The following is a 16048-nucleotide window of genomic DNA, read 5'->3' on the forward strand; positions in this document are numbered from 1 at the left end:
CTCCCGCCAGAACGGATTACTTCACATAGGTAAAGGCGGTGGTGACGTGCTTCACGCCGCTCACCTGGCTGGCGATCTGCGCCGCCGACTGCCCTTCCTGTTGGGTGACCAGGCCCAGCAAGAACACTTCGCCGTTTTCGGTGGTGACCTTCACGTTGGATGATTTCACCGTATCGCTGGTGAGCAGCTGCGAACGCACCTTGGTGGTGATCCAGGTGTCGGAGGACGCGGTGCTCAGGCTGACCGGCGTGCCCTGACGGATTTCGTTATACACTTCGGTCGTGCCTTCCACGCCCATGGCGATCTGCTTGGCGCGCGCGGTGAGATCGGCGTTAGGCGACTGGCCGGTCAACAGCACTTTGCCCTGATAGGCGGTGGCGACCACCCGGGCGTCTTTCTTCAACTGCTGGTCTTTGCTCAGAGCGCTTTCGACCCTGGCTTCCAGCGTGCCGTCATCCACCTGGGTCCCGACGCTGCGCGGGTCGGTGGCGGTTTTGGTCGCGACGGCCGCACTGCCGACGACGACGCCGGCGATACAGCCTTGCAACAGCAGGGCGCTGGACAGCACTGCAAATGTGGCTTTTAGCTTCATCTCAGTTCCTTAATCGTCCTGGTGGGGGAATAACGTATTGTCTATCAGATCGCACAGGCAGTTTACGGTCAGCATATGCATTTCCTGAATGCGCGAGCTGCGGTGCGACGGGATGCGGATCTCGACATCCTGCTGGCCGAGCAGCCCGGCCAGCTCGCCGCCGTCGTAGCCGGTGAGCGCGACGATGGTCATATCGCGCGTGACGGCCGCCTCGACCGCTTTCACAATATCACGGCTGTTGCCGCGGGTGGAAATCGCCAGCAGCACGTCGCCGGTGTGCCCGAGCGCGCGCACCTGCTTGGCGTACACTTCGTCGTGCAGCCGATCGTTGCTGATCGCCGTCAGCACCACGTTGTCGGCGTTGAGGGCGATGGCCGGCAGGCTGGGGCGCTCGGTTTCAAAACGGTTGATCATGCTGGCGGCGAAGTGCTGCGCGTTGGCCGCCGAGGTGCCGTTGCCGCAGCACAGGATTTTGTTGCCGTTGAGTAAGGATTGAACCAGCGTCATCGCAGCGCGGGAAATGGCGTCCGGCAATGCTTCCGCCGCCGCGATCTGGGTTTGGATGCTTTCGGTAAAACAGACTTTAATTCTATCCAGCACGTTGTATTAATCCACTAAGTCAAAGGGCCGGTCTGCGCCGCAAAACCCCGATTAATCCGCATTGAAGGCGTTGGGTATCCATTCTAACTGGCTACCGGTAATGGCCAAAACATCAAAACGGCAAGATGATGTGTCAAAACTGGCTCCGCGCCCCGCCAGCCAGACGGCGGCGGCATGCAGCAACCGCTGTTGTTTGCGAAAGGTGACGCTGGCGGCCGCGCCGCCGAAGGCGTCGTTGCGGCGGTAGCGCACTTCGACGAACACCCAGGTGGCGCCGTCGCGCATGATGAGGTCGAGCTCACCGCCGCGCACCGCGACGTTGGCGGCGCAGAAGGTGAGCCCGGCGTGTTCCAGGTGACGGCGGGCCAGTAACTCATAGCCCGCCCCTGAGGCGCGTGGGTTCAAGAGACCGGAACGACCGTACCCTGACGGTATTGCAGCCAAGGCAGTTTGCGGTTGATCACGCAGTTCGGCGACGCGCTCAGCGTACCGGTGGTGCCGGAAACCTGGAAGCCCGGCAGCTGGCGCATTTCAGCAAAGTGGTTGGCCAATGTCCAGGCATCCATCCCCATCGCATACAGGCGCACCAGCGAGTAGTCGTTGCGGAAGCGCGCGCTGGCCTGCTGCAACAGCTGAGGGTTTGAACCGGCCAGCAGCGGGATGTCGCTGAACTGCAGGCCTTCCATTTCCAGGCGGAAGTCCGGGCCGGCACCGGCCTGATAGCTGCGCGAGCTGGCGTACATCGCCGGCTTGCCGCGCGAGCTGGTGGCCATGTCGATCATCGGTTTGATCAGCGTCAGCTGAGACTGGGTGGCGACGATATACACCGCGTCGACGCTGCTGCCGGTCGCGGCGGGCACGTCGCTCGGCGGCGCAGGAATGGTCAATCCGGCGATGGTCACGCTCTGCGGCGCCGGGGCGCTCGATATCGGCGTGCCGGTCATGCGGATGCCGCCGCTGTTGACCATCTGGCGCAGTTCGCCGGCAGAGCCGATGTCCTGACGCAGCACGGTTTGCCCGCCTTGCTTCTGCCATTCCTGGTTAAAGGCCTTGGCGACGCGATCGCCGAAGGCGCCGCGCGGCACCAGCAGCAGCGGTTGACGCTTCTGCTGTTCCCAGATGTGGCGGGCGGCGTCGCGCGCTTCATCTTCCGGCGACAGGGCGAAGTAACAGATGTTCAGATTGTCCTTCGGCGTTTCCGGCTGGTTGAGCGCCAGCACGTTCAGCGTGGTGGTGCTGGCGGACAACTGATCGACGTTCTCTTTCAGCAGCGGCCCGACCACCAGGGTGGCGCCATCCTGCTGCGCCTGGCTCAGCAAGGCGGCCAACGGCTGGCTGGTGGTATCGTACACTTTGACCTGTGCGTTAGCGGCCTGCAGCGGCGTTATCGGCGCACTGGACGGCGCCGCCGGTTGCGCGGCGGTCACGGCAGGCTGGCTCTCTTGCGCCGAAGGGCTGACCGCGCCGTTGGCGTTGATGTCACCCGTGGCGGCCTGATCGGTCGGCGCCGTTTGGGCCGGTGCGCTAGCCGGTTGCGCGGCTTGAGGCTGCGGTGCCGGCATGGAACCGCCGTTTTTCGCCGCTTCGAAGCCTTGCTGGATGGCGTCGGCGAACACTTTCGCCTGGCCGTTCAACGGCAGCAGCAGGGCGATTTTCGAGGTGGAGGCCTGGGTGAAGTTCAGCACCTGGTTCAGGCGAGCGGGCAGCGTTTTGGCCGCCGGGTTCTTCGGATAACGGTTCTGCCAGTCTTTGATGCCGGCCTTCAGCAGATCGGGATCCTGCTTGTTGTCCTGATAGACGCGCAGCAGATCCAGCCAGCCTTGCAGCACGTTCTCGTCGGCGTTGATCACCAGGCTGTTCATCTCCTGCGGCGTTAGCTGCAGCAGCGCCTGCCAGGTCTGATCCAGGTTGTCCTGGTGCGGTTTGCCGGTCAGCAACGGCTCCTGAGCGATATAGGCGCGGATCAAGGGCAGCGACGCTTTGCCCTGATTGGCGGCAATCTGCGCCTGGTAGTAGCGCACCTTCTGATTCGGCGACAGCGAACCGCTGTCCAGATGGCCCAGCGTGCTGCGGGCGCTGACGTAGCTCTTGTTGGCGATCTGCAGTTCGGCGGTCAGCAACTGGCGTTCAGTCTGCTGCGCACCGCTGAGGTTTTTCGGCAGTTGATTCAACTGGTCGCCGGCCTGCGGCAGTTTTCCTTCACGCAGCAAGGCGCGAATAGCAAGTAATTGCCAGTCAGCCTTGTTATCATCGCTGCTTTGCTGCAACTGCTGCAGGTAGTAATCGGAGCTGGCGCTCGCTTCGTCCTGTATATTGGCGGGCGGCGTTTGCGGGGCCCGACTTGGACAGCCTGCCAGGAAAAGGGCGGCCGCGATGACTGCGGTAAGTCGGACAGGCTTGGAACGCCCTGCTTTGGTACGAACGAATGTTGAGGAAAGCATACTGTATCCAGTGATGTTTTTTTCAAGATGCTCAATATTAAATCGGCAACCCGGATGAAACAATGAATCAACACCAACAATCAGTCATTTCTGCATCAACGCTGTATGTGGTGCCCACCCCCATCGGCAATCTGGGCGATATCACTCACCGGGCGTTAGAGGTACTGAAAAGCGTTGATCTGATCGCGGCGGAAGACACGCGCCATACCGGATTGCTGCTGCAACACTTCGCGATCAACGCGCGTCTGTTCGCGCTGCATGACCACAACGAACAGCAAAAGGCCGATCAGCTGCTGGCGAAACTGCAGGAAGGCCAGAGCATCGCGCTGGTGTCCGACGCCGGCACGCCGCTGATCAACGATCCCGGTTATCACCTGGTGCGCCGCTGCCGCGAGGCCGGCATTCGCGTGGTGCCGCTGCCGGGCGCCTGCGCCGCTACCACCGCGCTGTGCGCCGCGGGCGTCGCTTCCGACCGCTTCTGCTACGAAGGCTTCCTGCCGGCGAAAACCAAGGGGCGCAAGGATACGCTGATGGCGCTGGCGGAGGAACCGCGCACGCTGATTTTCTACGAATCCACTCACCGCCTGCTGGAAAGCCTGCAGGACATGGTCACCGTCTGGGGCCCGCAGCGCTATGTGGTGCTGGCGCGCGAGCTGACCAAAACCTGGGAATCTATCCACGGCGCGCCGGTGGGCGAACTGCTGGCGTGGGTGCAGGAAGATGAAGTGCGCCGCCGCGGCGAGATGGTGCTGATCGTCGAAGGCCACAAAGCGCAGGAGGATGCGCTGCCGCTCGAGGCGCTGCGCACGCTGGCGCTGCTGCAAAAAGAGCTGCCGCTGAAAAAGGCGGCGGCGCTGGCGGCGGAAATCCACGGCGTGAAGAAAAATGCGCTGTATAAGCACGCGCTGGAGCAACAACAGCCGTAAAGCGGTTGACCTGCCGCCGCCGCGACGCTACTATCCGCGCCGGAGTTGACCAGACAGTCGCCGCTTCATTGCCGTCCTCTTCGGGGAGACAGATGGAGGGGAGGAAAGTCCGGGCTCCATAGGGCAGGGTGCCAGGTAACGCCTGGGAGGCGCAAGCCTACGACTAGTGCAACAGAGAGCAAACCGCCGATGGCCCGCGCAAGCGGGATCAGGTAAGGGTGAAAGGGTGCGGTAAGAGCGCACCGCGCGGCTGGCAACAGTTCGTGGCACGGTAAACTCCACCCGGAGCAAGGCCAAATAGGGGTTCACATGGTACGGCCCGTACTGAACCCGGGTAGGCTGCTTGAGCCAGTGAGCGATTGCTGGCCTAGAGGAATGACTGTCCACGACAGAACCCGGCTTACCGGTCAACTCCCTCGACAAAAGAAAACCCCGCGCAACGCCAGTTGCGCGGGGTTTTTCGTTTTCCGGCCGGCTTACACCGGCAGGTCAATCAGCAGCGCGCGCAGCGGGGTCTCGGCGCGGATCGTCAGGCGATTCTCCTCGCGTACGAAGGCGCCGTCGCCGCAGGTCAGGCGCTGCGCTTCGTGGCGTTCGCCGGTGGCGGCGATGGTGCCGTGAATCGACTGCAAATAGGCGCGCGGCCCGTTAATCGTCAGCGTTTGCTCTTCGCCCGGCTGCAGATCGAGATGGTGGATCCAGACCTGCTGGCGTAGCTGCAGGCTGCCCTGCGCGCCGTCCGGTGAGGCCAGCAGCAGGTTGCCCGCCGTCGGCAGCGTCAGGCGCTGCACCCGCTCGTTGTTGCGTTCCGGGCAGGCGTCCAGCCACAGCTGCAGGCGGGTCAGCGGCGTATCGCTGCTGACGTTCTGTTCGCTGTAGCTCAGGCCTGGCTGGGTGGCCAGCAGCAGCGCTTCGCCGGCTTTGGCGCGCGCGGCGTTGCCGTCGCTGTCGCGGTATTCCGCCTCGCCCTGCAGGATCAGGTTCAGGATATCCACGCTGGGATAGGTGCGCGGCTGGAACGACGCGCCCGGCGCCAGCACCTCCTGATTCAGCACCCGCAGCGACGCATAGCCCATCAGTTTGGGATCGAAGTAGTGGCCAAAGGAAAAGGTGTAGCGAGCCTGCAGCCAACCAAAGTCAGCTTGCCCGCATTGTTGTGCTGTTCTGCATGTAATCATGGCAATCGGCTCTCTAAATTCATTATCCAAATGGTAAGCATCTGGACGTCGGATTGTTAGCCAGTTAATCTGGTCGGCATATTCAAATTTCCTGACAGAGGGATGTGATGGCCAGAGATCGGGCGCTCACGCTTGAGGCGCTGAGAGTGATGGACGCGATCGACCGCCGCGGCAGCTTCGCCGCGGCCGCCGACGAATTGGGCCGGGTGCCGTCGGCGCTCAGCTACACCATGCAAAAATTGGAAGAAGAATTGGACGTGGTGCTGTTCGACCGTTCGGGCCACCGCACCAAGTTCACCAACGTAGGGCGCATGTTGCTGGAGCGCGGGCGGGTGCTGCTGGAAGCGGCCGACAAGCTGACGACCGACGCCGAGGCGCTGGCGCGCGGTTGGGAAACCCACCTGACTATCGTCAGCGAAGCGCTGTCGCCGCCGAGCCTGCTGTTTCCGCTGGTGGACAAGCTGGCGCTGAAGGCCAACACCCAGGTGTCGATTTTCACCGAGGTGCTGGCGGGCGCCTGGGAACGGCTGGAGCAGGGGCGCGCCGACATCGTGATCGCGCCGGACATGCATTTTCGCGCGTCGTCGGAGATCAACACCCGCAAACTGTACAAGGTAATGAGCGTTTACGTCGCCGCGCCGGATCATCCTATCCACCAGGAGCCGGAGCCGTTGTCCGAGGTGACCCGCGTGAAGTACCGCGGCATCGCGGTGGCGGATACCGCCCGCGAGCGCCCGGTGTTGACCGTGCAGCTGCTGGATAAGCAGCAGCGTCTGACGGTGAGCACCATCGAAGACAAGCGTCTGGCGCTGCTGGCCGGGCTGGGGGTGGCGACCATGCCATATCCGATGGTGGAGAAAGATATTGAGGCCGGGCGGCTGCGCGTGGTGGGGCCGGAATACAGTCGCGAAGCCGATATCATCATGGCCTGGCGACGTGACAGCATGGGGGAGGCGAAAGCCTGGTTCCTGCGCGAAATTCCGCGCCTGTTCGCGCAGCGCTAAGGTCGGTGGGATGACATCCCCTTGCCGGGCGGCAAGGGGATTTTTTTGTCTTAGCCGAAGAGCCGATCGCGGCCGTGCGGCTCGTCCAGATCCTGCGCCGGCCCGATGGAAATGATGCCGTGCGGGTTGATGGTGGCGTGGCTGCGGTAGTAGTGGTTGCGAATGTGCGGCAGGCTGACCGTGTCGGCGATGCCCGGCATCTGGTAGATGTCGCGCAGGAAACCGTACAGGTTCAGGTAGTCGCTGATGCGGTGTTTATCGCACTTGAAGTGGGTGACGTACACCGGATCGAAGCGCACCAGCGTGGTCCACAGACGCAGGTCGGCTTCGGTCAGCCGATCGCCGGTCAGGTAGCGGTGCTGCCCCAGGATCTGCTCCAGGCGCTCCAGCGCGTTGAAGACCCCGTTGACCGCTTCGTCATACGCTTCCTGGCTGGTGGCGAAACCGGCCTTGTACACGCCGTTGTTCACCTGATCGTAAATCCAACCGTTCAGCTCATCGATTTTGCCGCGCAGCTCGGCCGGGTAGTAATCGCCCGCGCGGGCGCCCACGCCGTCAAACGCGCTGTTGAACATGCGGATGATGTCGGCGGATTCGTTGCTGACGATGGTTTGCTGCTGTTTATCCCACAGTACCGGCACGGTCACGCGCCCGCTGTAGTGCGGATCGGCCTGCAGGTAGATCTGATACAGGAAGTCGGCGTGATACAACGGATCGCCGGTGGTTTCAGGAAAATCCTGGCCGAAGGTCCAGCCGTTTTCCAGCATCAGCGGGTGCACCACCGAGACCGGAATGATCTGCTCCAGCCCTTTCAGTTTGCGCATCAGCAGCGTGCGGTGCGCCCAGGGGCAGGCGAGAGAAACATACAGGTGATAACGGCCCGCTTCGGCCTGGAAGCCGCCTGCGCCGTGTTCGCCCGGCTGACCGTCGGCGGTCACCCAATTGCGAAACTGAGCGGTTGAACGTTTGAAACGGCCGCCGGTAGATTTCGTGTCATACCAGATGTCTTGCCAAACGCCATCGACGAGTTGTCCCATGGGAATCTCCTTGGTGTCCGAGTGAAAAGCGACAGGGCCCGGCATGCCGGGCCCTGAATGACAGTTTAGATTACCATTTCTTGTTCAGAAGACGGTCGATGCTGAAGCCGCCCGGGCCTGCAACCGCCAACACGATGAAGCCGCCGGCGATGGTCAGGTTTTTCATGAACATCAGCTGGTTTACGCCTTCCGCAAAGTCAGTGTGGAACAGCAGCGCGGTCAGAATGGTGAAGCCGGCAGTGAACAGCGCTACGGTGCGGGTCAGGAAACCGAACAGGATCGCCAGACCGCCGCCAAATTCCAGCAGGATGGTCAGCGGCAGCAAGAAGCCAGGCACGCCCATCGATTGCATGTACTGTTGGGTACCGGCATAAGCGTCACCCATTTTGCCGTAGCCTGCCACGATAAACAGGATTGGCATCAGAATACGAGCAACCAGCAAACCTGTATCTTCTAATTTTTTCATCATCTACTCCAAAGTGTTTTTGTGCGCCTGTTCGGCGGTAGTCATATCAACGGGCGGTATATCGGGTCTCTCACCCTGTCCGGCCCATATCGAATTGATGGAGTGAATGTTAAGCGGGAAGTGCTCAGGTTGTTAGCAAGTAAAACTGTCGTAATTTTTCAAAAAATCTGAATCTTTAGCGTGCTAATAAACTGACGCTGGTCAGCAGGTTGCCCGGCCCTCGGGATAAGCAGCGCTGTTTTAGGGGGAAAACGAGGGCGGAGCAACAGGATGTTTGAAGGAAAGGCGTGGGGCTTACTTGGCGGAGAAGGTCTTTTTAAACAGTCGGATAGCGCTCCAGGCACCGAAAGCGCGGCGCGACCAGCGGATCATCTTGCTGGGGTGGCGAATGCCGTACAGCGCCATGATGCTGGAACCGAGCACCAGATAGCGGCGCAGGCCAAACACCGTCTGCCAGCCGCGGTCGATGCGTTCGGTCTTCTCCAACCACAGAGACTTGTGTTCGGCCAGATCCAAGCGTTGCTGCTGGATCTGGCGAATCAGCCTCTCTTTTTTCCATTCCAGATAGCGGCGGCGGCTCATGGCTCGCGCTCCAGTTCGGCGCGGTCGAGTTCCAGCTGCTTACGCGTGGCGCCGAGCAGCGTGGTGCGACGGGCCTTGACCAGCGTCCAGATGGTGCCGACCACGGCCAGGAACAGCAGCACGCCGGTCGTGGCGCCCAGCGCCACCAGCCGGTAGACCGGATCGATGGCCCAGAAGATCAGGATCAGCAGGCTCATCAAACCGAAGGCGGTGAACAGCAGCGTCATACCGGCCATGATCAGCAGCTGAATGAGGTTGGCTTTCTCCTCTTCCAGCTCGACCACCGCCAGCCGGACACGGGTTTCCACCATGCCGACCAGGATCGTGATGATGCGCTGACCGATATCCAGGACCCCTTTAGCGGGGCCCTGCGCGCGCACTTGCGGTTGTTCAGCCATGATTAACGACGCGCGAGCAGCACGCCCAGCACGACGCCGACTGCCGCGCCGATACCGATGCCGGTCCACGGGTTGTCGCGCACGTAGTCGTCGGCCTGACCGGCGATCTGTTTGGTTTGCGAAGCCAGCTTGTCACCGGCGTCGCTCAGGCGAGCGCGGGTCTCTTTCAGCGCGCCTTCCGCTTTCGAACGCAGCTTCTCCAGCTCGGCTTTCGGCTTGTCGGTGGAGGAGTTCAGCACTTCCTCCAGCGTATCGGCTAAGGACTTCAGTTCAGCGCGTAAGTTTTCTGCATTTGAATCATGTGCCATGTGATTATTCCTTAACGTTTATTTCGACAGACTTTTAACATAGCGGATTTTTTCGCCGGAGCAAAGGGGTGATGGCCAGCAGATAACACCAGGCATCAATTCCATATGCTTAAGAAATCCCGTGTGATGGGGCTCTCATCGATAAATCCGCTGGTGTAAAAAAATTATTCCGCCTGGGCGCGTTTCAGCTCAGCCTGCGCTTCCGCCAGCTTTTGCTGCTTCTTGGCGACCTTGTCCAGCTTGCCGGTTTGCTGCGCTTCTTTCAGCTCCTGTCGGCGCTCGTCGACCTTGCGCTGCTTCTCCGCGATATTTTTCTGGCGTTCGGCCTGCAGGCCGGCTTCGGTACAGTGAGTCTGCACTTCGCTCAGCGCTTTTTTCAGCCCGTCCACGCGGTGGGTGTTGCCGTGTTGGGTGGCGTAGTCGATTTGCTGCTGGATGTCTTGCGCTTTGGCGGCGCAGCCGCCCTCAGCGGCTGAAGCGAGCGACGGCAGCGTGCAGAGTGGCAACAGCAGTAACAGTGAATGGCGTAATTTCATCTTTCAGTTCCTTTTCATGGGATGCCTGAACAGGCATCCGCTTTCCTGACTGCCGAAGGCGGCAGCGCGAGAGGAGGGCGTTCATCGCCGGCTGAAGTTACCCTTCAGCATAGTCATGAAACCGGCGTGCCCCCAAAGAATCAGCCGTGACTTAGTGCCGACTGATTAATTCTTGAGCTAATCGATGCGAATGAAAATGAAGATAATGGCAATGAAAGGAAACCCCTTCATATGAAGGGGATTATCCCAGATTGAGTGGGGAACGCGCAAATTCGCGTACCCAGTGCGACGGCACGGGGGACTCGCTCAACGCGATGTGGTAACCGGGCGGCAGGATGGTTTGCAGCGCTTCGCGCGCCAGCAATTGCTGCTCCGGCGAATCCAGACGGATGACCAGGCCATCGCCTTCCGGCGTAATGCTTTTGATGCGGATGCCGCGCTCATCCAGGCGCTGATAGACGTAAAAACCGTCGGGCAGCGACAGCCCTTGCTGGCTGGCGCGAATGCGCAGCTCGCTCTCGGTGCGCACCATGCAGGGCACCAACAGCGTCGCCAACGCCAGCAGGGCGAGCGCGATCATCAAGACGTATTGCCAGCGCGGGCGCTTTGCTGTCACGCCCCTTTCCCCGGATTCTGGCTGCCGGCGCGTTTTTTGCGCCACAGCACGATCAGCGAGCCGACCAGCCCGACCACCAGCAACACCAGCGGCAACATCATCAGGCAGAACATCAGCTGATCTTCATACTTGCGGAACACCGGGGTTTTCCCCAGCGCGAAACCCAGCGTCGTCAGGATCAAGACCCACAGCAGGCCGCTCATCCAGTTGAAGAACTGGAAGCGCGCGTTGCTCAGGCCGGACAGGCCGGCGATGGTCGGCAGCAGGGTGCGCACGAAGGCCAGGAAGCGGCCGACCAGCAGGGCGGAAAGCCCGTGACGGTGGAACAGGTTGTGAGCGCGCTGATGGTAGTGGGCCGGCAGGTGCGAAAGCCAGCCTTGCACCGTTCGCGTATTGCCGAGCCATCGGCCCTGTATATAGCTGACCCAGCACCCCAGGCTGGCGGCGACGGTCAGGATGACGATGGTCAGCGGGAAGCCCATGGTGCCTTTGGCGATCAGCACGCCGACCAGGATCAGCAGGCTGTCGCCCGGCAGGAAAGCGGCCGGCAGCAGGCCGTTTTCCAAAAACAGGATCATGAACAGCAGAATGTAGAGGGTCCACACCAACGAAGGGTTCGCCAGCGTCTCAAAATCCTGCTGCCACAAGGCATGTATCAGTTCTTTAATGATATCCATCCGGTGTTCCTAAAACGTCATTGTTTATTTTTATCTCAGCGGCGGAGCGGGCGTGGGCTGAAAGCGCGCGGCGATCCTGAATGCTGATAACGATGAAACGGCGTTGCTTTAAGGTTTCTAAGCGGTGCGACACCGGTCATAGGTGGTAAGTCAGCGTGCCACGGTACTGCATGTTGCTTTCTTTCCAGCCGGCCTGCCGGCTCTGTTGCCTGGAGGCGTCCAGCGTCCAGTCGACCTGGGCAAGCCGGTTGGGGGCCGGGGTGTCCTGGCGGGGGAAACGAATTCGGTAGCCCGGCTCTGCGGCCAGGGTATAGACCGGTGCCGTTAGGGTGGACGCGAGCAGCGAACCGGGGAAAGAGTGCGCTCTGGGCAGCAGCAGCGGCAACTTGCCGGGGGCTTTGCGGCGCGCTTCGGCCGGCGCCCGATACACATGATCATAGGGGGAAAGCGCCGGCTCCGCCAGCAGCGGCAGGCTGCTCAGCGCGCTGGGGGTTGGCTTGGGTGACGCCACGCATAGCTGTTGGCCGGAGACCGAACCGGTCCAGCAGAAAACAGCAATCAGCATGGCAAACAACCAGCGCATTTATTCGCGTCCCGCCCCCGCAGCAATGGGTAAAAAAGTGGGCTAACTCTACCAAAATAGCACGATTGGCAACAGGGAAATCTACGTTGCCGACGGTGAAATAGTACACGGCAAACGGCGGTTCCGGCATCGATTCAGCGGATTTTACATTACCTGACATAAGCCGACGGTTTTTGACCGCCGGGGCTATTTCGGCTCGTGGTTCACGCCATCCAGATGTACCACCGGATTCTCGGCGAACAGGTAGCGATCGGCGTTGTATTCGAAGTCGTCGCTGGTGGCGTTAAACAGCATCTGCTTGGTGTTTTCCAGGTGCTGCCACATCGCCAGTTTGGCGGCGTAAGGATCTTTGCGCATCAGCGCCTTGAGGATCTGATCGTGATCGTCGCACCAGCTGGCGATCGAACGTTCGTCGATATGCTCGTGCAGTTTCTTCCAGTAAGGGTTGTTGACCCGCTGCACCCACATTTTTTCCACGATGGTGGCCATGGCGGTGTTCTGGGTGGCCAGCGCCACCTGCACGTGGAACTTCAGATCCCACTGCGAGTCGCGGAAGCGATCCTCTTTGCGGGCGTGCTCCTGGATCTCCATCAGCTGCACGATATCTTGTTTGGTCACCTGGGTGGCGGCGAATTCGGCGATGTTGCTTTCGATCAGCTGGCGCGCCTGCAGCAGCTCAAACGGGCCGGCGGTGGCGAACTCGATGCTGTCGCCCGGCACCACCAGGTGTTTTTGCTGGTTGGACACCACGTGGATCCCGGATCCCTTGCGCACGTCCACATAGCCTTCCACTTCCAGCATGATGATCGCTTCGCGCACCACGGTGCGGCTGACATTCATCTCTTCGGCGATGTATCGCTCGGCCGGCAGCTTGTCGCCTACCGGGTAGCGGCCGCTTTCGATACGTTGCTTAAGCTCGGCGGCCAGTTGCTGATACAGGCGTCTGGTTTCGGTGAATTCCATAGTGAATGCTCTATACGGTGCGGTGGGAGGGGGCGCGTGGCCATCGGATTTGTTATACCACTTATTCGGCACCGCTGCCAGAGGAGCAAAAGGCCCGGCGCGGTGGCCGGGCGGCGGGATCAGCTGCGCGCCGGGGCCGGCTGCAGCGTGGCGGGTTGCGGTTCGGCGGCCGGGCGGTTTTGCAGCACCGTCCAGATGACGATGGCGCCGAGAATGTCGAAGACCGACAGCGCGGCGAACAGCGGGCTGAAACCGAGGGTGTCCGCCAGGGCGCCGACCACCAGGGCGAACAGCGTGCTGGCGGTCCAGGCCGCCATGCCGTTCAGGCCGTTGGCGGTCGCCACCTCATTGCGGCCAAACACGTCGGAAGAGAGGGTGATCAGCGCGCCGGACAGCGCCTGATGGGCGAAACCGCCGACGCACAGCAGCGCGATAGCCGCGTAAGGGCTGGTGAACAGGCCGATCATGCCGGGGCCAATCATCAACACCGCCCCCATCGTCACCACCAGCTTGCGCGAGACGATCAGATTGACCTTGAAATACTTCTGGAACAGCGGCGGCAGGTAGCCGCCGACGATGCAGCCGAGATCGGCGAACAGCATCGGCATCCAGGCGAACATGGCGATCTCTTTCAGATTAAAGCCGTAGGCCTTGAACATGAACAGCGGGATCCAGGCGTTGAAGGTGCCCCAGGCCGGTTCCGCCAGAAAGCGCGGCAGCGCGATGCCCCAGAACTGGCGGTTGCGCACGATCTGCCAGGCGGACATCTTTTTGGCGTTTGAGGTCTGGTGCTGCGCTTCCTGGCCTTCGAGGATGTAACGACGCTCTTCCTGGCTCAGTTTCTTCTGATCTTTCGGGTGCTTGTAAAACAGCAGCCAGCAGATGGCCCAGATCAGGCTCAGCACGCCGGTGATGATGAACGCCATCTCCCAGCTGTGCGCCACGATGGCCCATACCACCAGCGGCGGGGCGATCATGCCGCCGATCGACGAACCGACGTTGAAATAGCCAACGGCGATCGAACGCTCTTTGGCCGGAAACCACTCGCTGCTGGCCTTCAGCCCGGCGGGGATCATCGCCGCCTCGGCCATGCCGACCGCGCCGCGCGCCAACGCCAGCCCGCCCCAGCTGTTGGCCAGCGCGGTGCCCATACAGAACACCGCCCAAAGAATGGCGAACATGGCGTAACCGACCTTGGTGCCGAGCACGTCCAACACATAGCCCGCCACCGGCTGCATCACGGTGTAGCAGGCGGAATAGGCGGCGACGATATAGGAATACTGCTGGGTGGTGATGTGCAGCGTATCTTCCAGCGTCGGCGCCGCCACGGCGATGGCGTTGCGGGTCAGGTAACCCAGCACGGTGCCGACGGTCACCAGCCCGATCATGTACCAGCGTAACCCTTTAATTTTACGCATCCGAAATGTCTCCCCGTTTGAAGGTATGGCCGGCGATGCGGCTGGCGAGACAATAACCTGTCATACAGGTTTAAAAGTTGAGTGATATCACAAAAGGAATTATTCGCCTGAGCGATACTGTCGCCGGTGAAATAGGGCGTTTATGCCGCACATTTGCCGTAAAAACGAGCGAAAAAGGGATTGGAGGACAGCAAAACGGCAGATGGCGGGAAAAATTTGCTGGACGCTTGCTAAAATTGGTGTGATAACTTTTGTGATTCGATCCCTGTGCCGCACGGCAAGTAAGGTAAGGAGCCCGAGATGGCGACGTTTTTGAGCGAAGATTTCCTGCTGGACAGCGAATTTGCCCGGCGTTTGTACCATGACTACGCGGCGCAGCAGCCGATTTTCGACTACCACTGCCATTTGCCGCCGCAGCAGATTGCGGAGAATACCCGCTTCAGCAACCTGTACGATATCTGGCTGCGGGGCGATCACTACAAATGGCGGGCGATGCGCACCAACGGCGTGGCGGAGCGGCTGTGCACCGGCGATGCGGGCGATCGCGAGAAATTCGACGCCTGGGCCGCCACGGTGCCGCACACCATTGGCAACCCGCTCTATCACTGGACGCACCTGGAGCTGCGCCGGCCGTTCGGCATCACCGGGACGCTGCTGTCGCCGAGCACGGCGGATGAGATCTGGCAGCGCGGCAATGCGCTGCTGGCGCAGGATGAGTTTCGCGCGCGCGGCATCATGCGGCAGATGAACGTGAAAATGGTCGGTACCACCGACGATCCGATCGACGATCTGCGCCACCATCGGGCGATCGCCGACGATCATAGCTTCGATATCAAGGTGTTGCCGAGCTGGCGGCCAGACAAGGCCTTCGCCATCGATGCGCCCGGCTTCAATGACTATCTGCGGCAGCTGGAGGCGGCGGCGGACATCTCCATCGGCCGTTTCAGCATGCTGTGCGACGCCCTGCACAAGCGTATGGATCACTTCGCCGCCCACGGTTGCAAGGTGGCCGACCATGCGCTGGACGTGGTGGTGTTCGGCGAGGCCGATGAAGCGACGCTGGATGCGATCCTGCTGCGTCGCCTGAACGGCGAGCTACCGACGCCGGAACAGAGCGCGCAGTTCAAAAGCGCGGTGCTGCTGTTCCTGGCCGGCGAATACCGGCGCCGCGGCTGGGTGCAGCAATATCACATCGGCGCGCTGCGCAATAACAACAGCCGCATGTTGGCCGCCGTCGGGCCGGATATCGGCTTCGACTCGATCAACGATCGGCCGCTGGCGGAGCCGCTGTCGCGGCTGCTGGATGCCCAGGCGCGGCAGGGCGGCCTGCCGAAAACCATTCTCTATTGCCTCAACCCGCGCGATAACGAAGTGATCGGCACCATGATCGGCAATTTCCAGGGGGAAGGCACGCCGGGCAAGATGCAGTTTGGCTCCGGCTGGTGGTTCAACGATCAGAAGGACGGCATGCAGCGCCAAATGACGCAGCTGGCGCAACTCGGGCTGCTGAGCCGCTTCGTCGGCATGCTGACCGACAGTCGCAGCTTCCTGTCGTATACGCGCCATGAATACTTCCGCCGCATCCTTTGCCAGATGATCGGCCGCTGGGTGACGGACGGCGAAGCGCCGGCCGATATCGCGCTGCTGGGCGGGATGGTGAAAAACATCTGCTTCGACAACGCCAAAGACTATTTCGCCATTGACCTGGCGTAGCCGTTATCCG

20 protein-coding genes and 1 other RNA gene are annotated in these 16048 nt (G+C 61.3%); 5 read left to right on the top strand and 16 right to left on the bottom strand.

The window, feature by feature from the left end:
• Positions 1-16 precede the first annotated feature (16 nt).
• The 4 genes from dolP to AC4PR2_RS07490 are packed head-to-tail and all read right to left on the bottom strand — an operon-like array spanning position 17 to position 3633.
• Positions 17-592, bottom strand: a complete 576-nt coding sequence (gene dolP / locus AC4PR2_RS07475; protein WP_004937101.1) for a division/outer membrane stress-associated lipid-binding lipoprotein — start codon at positions 590-592, stop codon at positions 17-19.
• A 9-nt stretch (positions 593-601) separates the two neighbouring features.
• Entirely contained in the window at positions 602-1192 is a 591-nt protein-coding gene (gene diaA / locus AC4PR2_RS07480; protein ID WP_004937103.1) for a DnaA initiator-associating protein DiaA, read from the bottom strand.
• 51 nt (positions 1193-1243) lie between these two features.
• The gene (locus tag AC4PR2_RS07485) at positions 1244-1597 is read right to left on the bottom strand and encodes a YraN family protein (protein ID WP_094300729.1); all 354 of its coding nucleotides are present in this window, start codon (positions 1595-1597) and stop codon (positions 1244-1246) included.
• Positions 1594-3633 carry a penicillin-binding protein activator gene (locus AC4PR2_RS07490; RefSeq protein WP_492174967.1) on the bottom strand — a complete coding sequence of 680 codons (2040 nt, stop codon included), beginning with the start codon at positions 3631-3633 and terminating at the stop codon, positions 1594-1596. Before AC4PR2_RS07490 ends, AC4PR2_RS07485 begins: the two co-directional genes overlap by 4 nt.
• A gap of 62 nt (positions 3634-3695) precedes the next feature.
• Between AC4PR2_RS07490 and rsmI the strand changes: the two genes are divergently transcribed.
• Positions 3696-4559: a 16S rRNA (cytidine(1402)-2'-O)-methyltransferase gene (rsmI, locus tag AC4PR2_RS07495; RefSeq protein WP_004937108.1), complete on the top strand. Its 864-nt coding sequence runs from the start codon at positions 3696-3698 to the stop codon at positions 4557-4559.
• Between the two features lie 41 nt (positions 4560-4600).
• Positions 4601-4978, top strand: an RNA gene (rnpB, locus tag AC4PR2_RS07500) — RNase P RNA component class A.
• Between the two features lie 57 nt (positions 4979-5035).
• On the opposite strand, the gene AC4PR2_RS07505 is transcribed toward rnpB, so the two are convergent.
• Entirely contained in the window at positions 5036-5737 is a 702-nt protein-coding gene (locus tag AC4PR2_RS07505) for a pirin family protein (RefSeq protein ID WP_049273683.1), read from the bottom strand.
• 107 nt (positions 5738-5844) lie between these two features.
• On the opposite strand from AC4PR2_RS07505, the gene AC4PR2_RS07510 reads away from it, so the two are divergent.
• Positions 5845-6741, top strand: coding sequence for a LysR family transcriptional regulator (locus AC4PR2_RS07510; protein ID WP_004937113.1), 897 nt, complete (start codon positions 5845-5847; stop codon positions 6739-6741).
• Positions 6742-6791: 50 nt separating this feature from the next.
• On the opposite strand, the gene AC4PR2_RS07515 is transcribed toward AC4PR2_RS07510, so the two are convergent.
• The 11 genes from AC4PR2_RS07515 to AC4PR2_RS07565 form a co-directional block, all read right to left on the bottom strand.
• The gene (locus tag AC4PR2_RS07515; RefSeq protein ID WP_142110556.1) at positions 6792-7778 is read right to left on the bottom strand and encodes a glutathione S-transferase family protein; all 987 of its coding nucleotides are present in this window, start codon (positions 7776-7778) and stop codon (positions 6792-6794) included.
• Positions 7779-7848: 70 nt separating this feature from the next.
• On the bottom strand, positions 7849-8244 hold the full coding sequence (locus AC4PR2_RS07520; RefSeq protein WP_004937119.1) for a DoxX family protein: 396 nt from the start codon (positions 8242-8244) through the stop codon (positions 7849-7851).
• A gap of 294 nt (positions 8245-8538) precedes the next feature.
• Entirely contained in the window at positions 8539-8826 is a 288-nt protein-coding gene (locus AC4PR2_RS07525) for a YqjK-like family protein (protein ID WP_049198507.1), read from the bottom strand.
• Positions 8823-9224: a phage holin family protein gene (locus tag AC4PR2_RS07530; RefSeq protein WP_015379160.1), complete on the bottom strand. Its 402-nt coding sequence runs from the start codon at positions 9222-9224 to the stop codon at positions 8823-8825. The genes AC4PR2_RS07525 and AC4PR2_RS07530 overlap by 4 nt, the downstream gene beginning before the upstream one ends.
• 2 nt (positions 9225-9226) lie before the next feature.
• A complete protein-coding gene (locus AC4PR2_RS07535; protein ID WP_004937125.1) occupies positions 9227-9532 on the bottom strand; it encodes an ElaB/YgaM/YqjD family protein in 306 nt (101 codons plus the stop codon).
• A gap of 164 nt (positions 9533-9696) precedes the next feature.
• A complete protein-coding gene (locus AC4PR2_RS07540; RefSeq protein WP_084827508.1) occupies positions 9697-10068 on the bottom strand; it encodes a DUF1090 domain-containing protein in 372 nt (123 codons plus the stop codon).
• 241 nt (positions 10069-10309) lie between these two features.
• Positions 10310-10684 (bottom strand): EnvZ/OmpR regulon moderator MzrA, encoded by a 375-nt coding sequence (gene mzrA, locus AC4PR2_RS07545; RefSeq protein WP_004937130.1) that lies wholly within the window; start codon positions 10682-10684, stop codon positions 10310-10312.
• The gene (locus AC4PR2_RS07550) at positions 10681-11361 is read right to left on the bottom strand and encodes a DedA family protein (RefSeq protein ID WP_049198505.1); all 681 of its coding nucleotides are present in this window, start codon (positions 11359-11361) and stop codon (positions 10681-10683) included. The genes mzrA and AC4PR2_RS07550 overlap by 4 nt, the downstream gene beginning before the upstream one ends.
• A gap of 136 nt (positions 11362-11497) precedes the next feature.
• On the bottom strand, positions 11498-11944 hold the full coding sequence (locus AC4PR2_RS07555; RefSeq protein WP_346420599.1) for a hypothetical protein: 447 nt from the start codon (positions 11942-11944) through the stop codon (positions 11498-11500).
• Positions 11945-12130: 186 nt separating this feature from the next.
• On the bottom strand, positions 12131-12907 hold the full coding sequence (gene exuR, locus AC4PR2_RS07560; RefSeq protein ID WP_004937137.1) for a transcriptional regulator ExuR: 777 nt from the start codon (positions 12905-12907) through the stop codon (positions 12131-12133).
• 119 nt (positions 12908-13026) lie between these two features.
• Entirely contained in the window at positions 13027-14325 is a 1299-nt protein-coding gene (locus tag AC4PR2_RS07565; RefSeq protein ID WP_492174970.1) for an MFS transporter, read from the bottom strand.
• A 77-nt stretch (positions 14326-14402) separates the two neighbouring features.
• Here AC4PR2_RS07565 and AC4PR2_RS07570 point away from each other — a divergent pair, with 77 nt between their 5' ends.
• Both AC4PR2_RS07570 and uxaC read left to right on the top strand, forming a co-directional pair.
• Positions 14403-14570 (top strand): hypothetical protein, encoded by a 168-nt coding sequence (locus AC4PR2_RS07570; RefSeq protein ID WP_183907072.1) that lies wholly within the window; start codon positions 14403-14405, stop codon positions 14568-14570.
• Positions 14571-14625: 55 nt separating this feature from the next.
• Positions 14626-16038 (top strand): glucuronate isomerase, encoded by a 1413-nt coding sequence (gene uxaC, locus AC4PR2_RS07575; protein WP_492174971.1) that lies wholly within the window; start codon positions 14626-14628, stop codon positions 16036-16038.
• The last annotated feature ends 10 nt before the right edge of the window (positions 16039-16048 follow it).

The organism is Serratia sp. A07, from assembly GCF_058725505.1.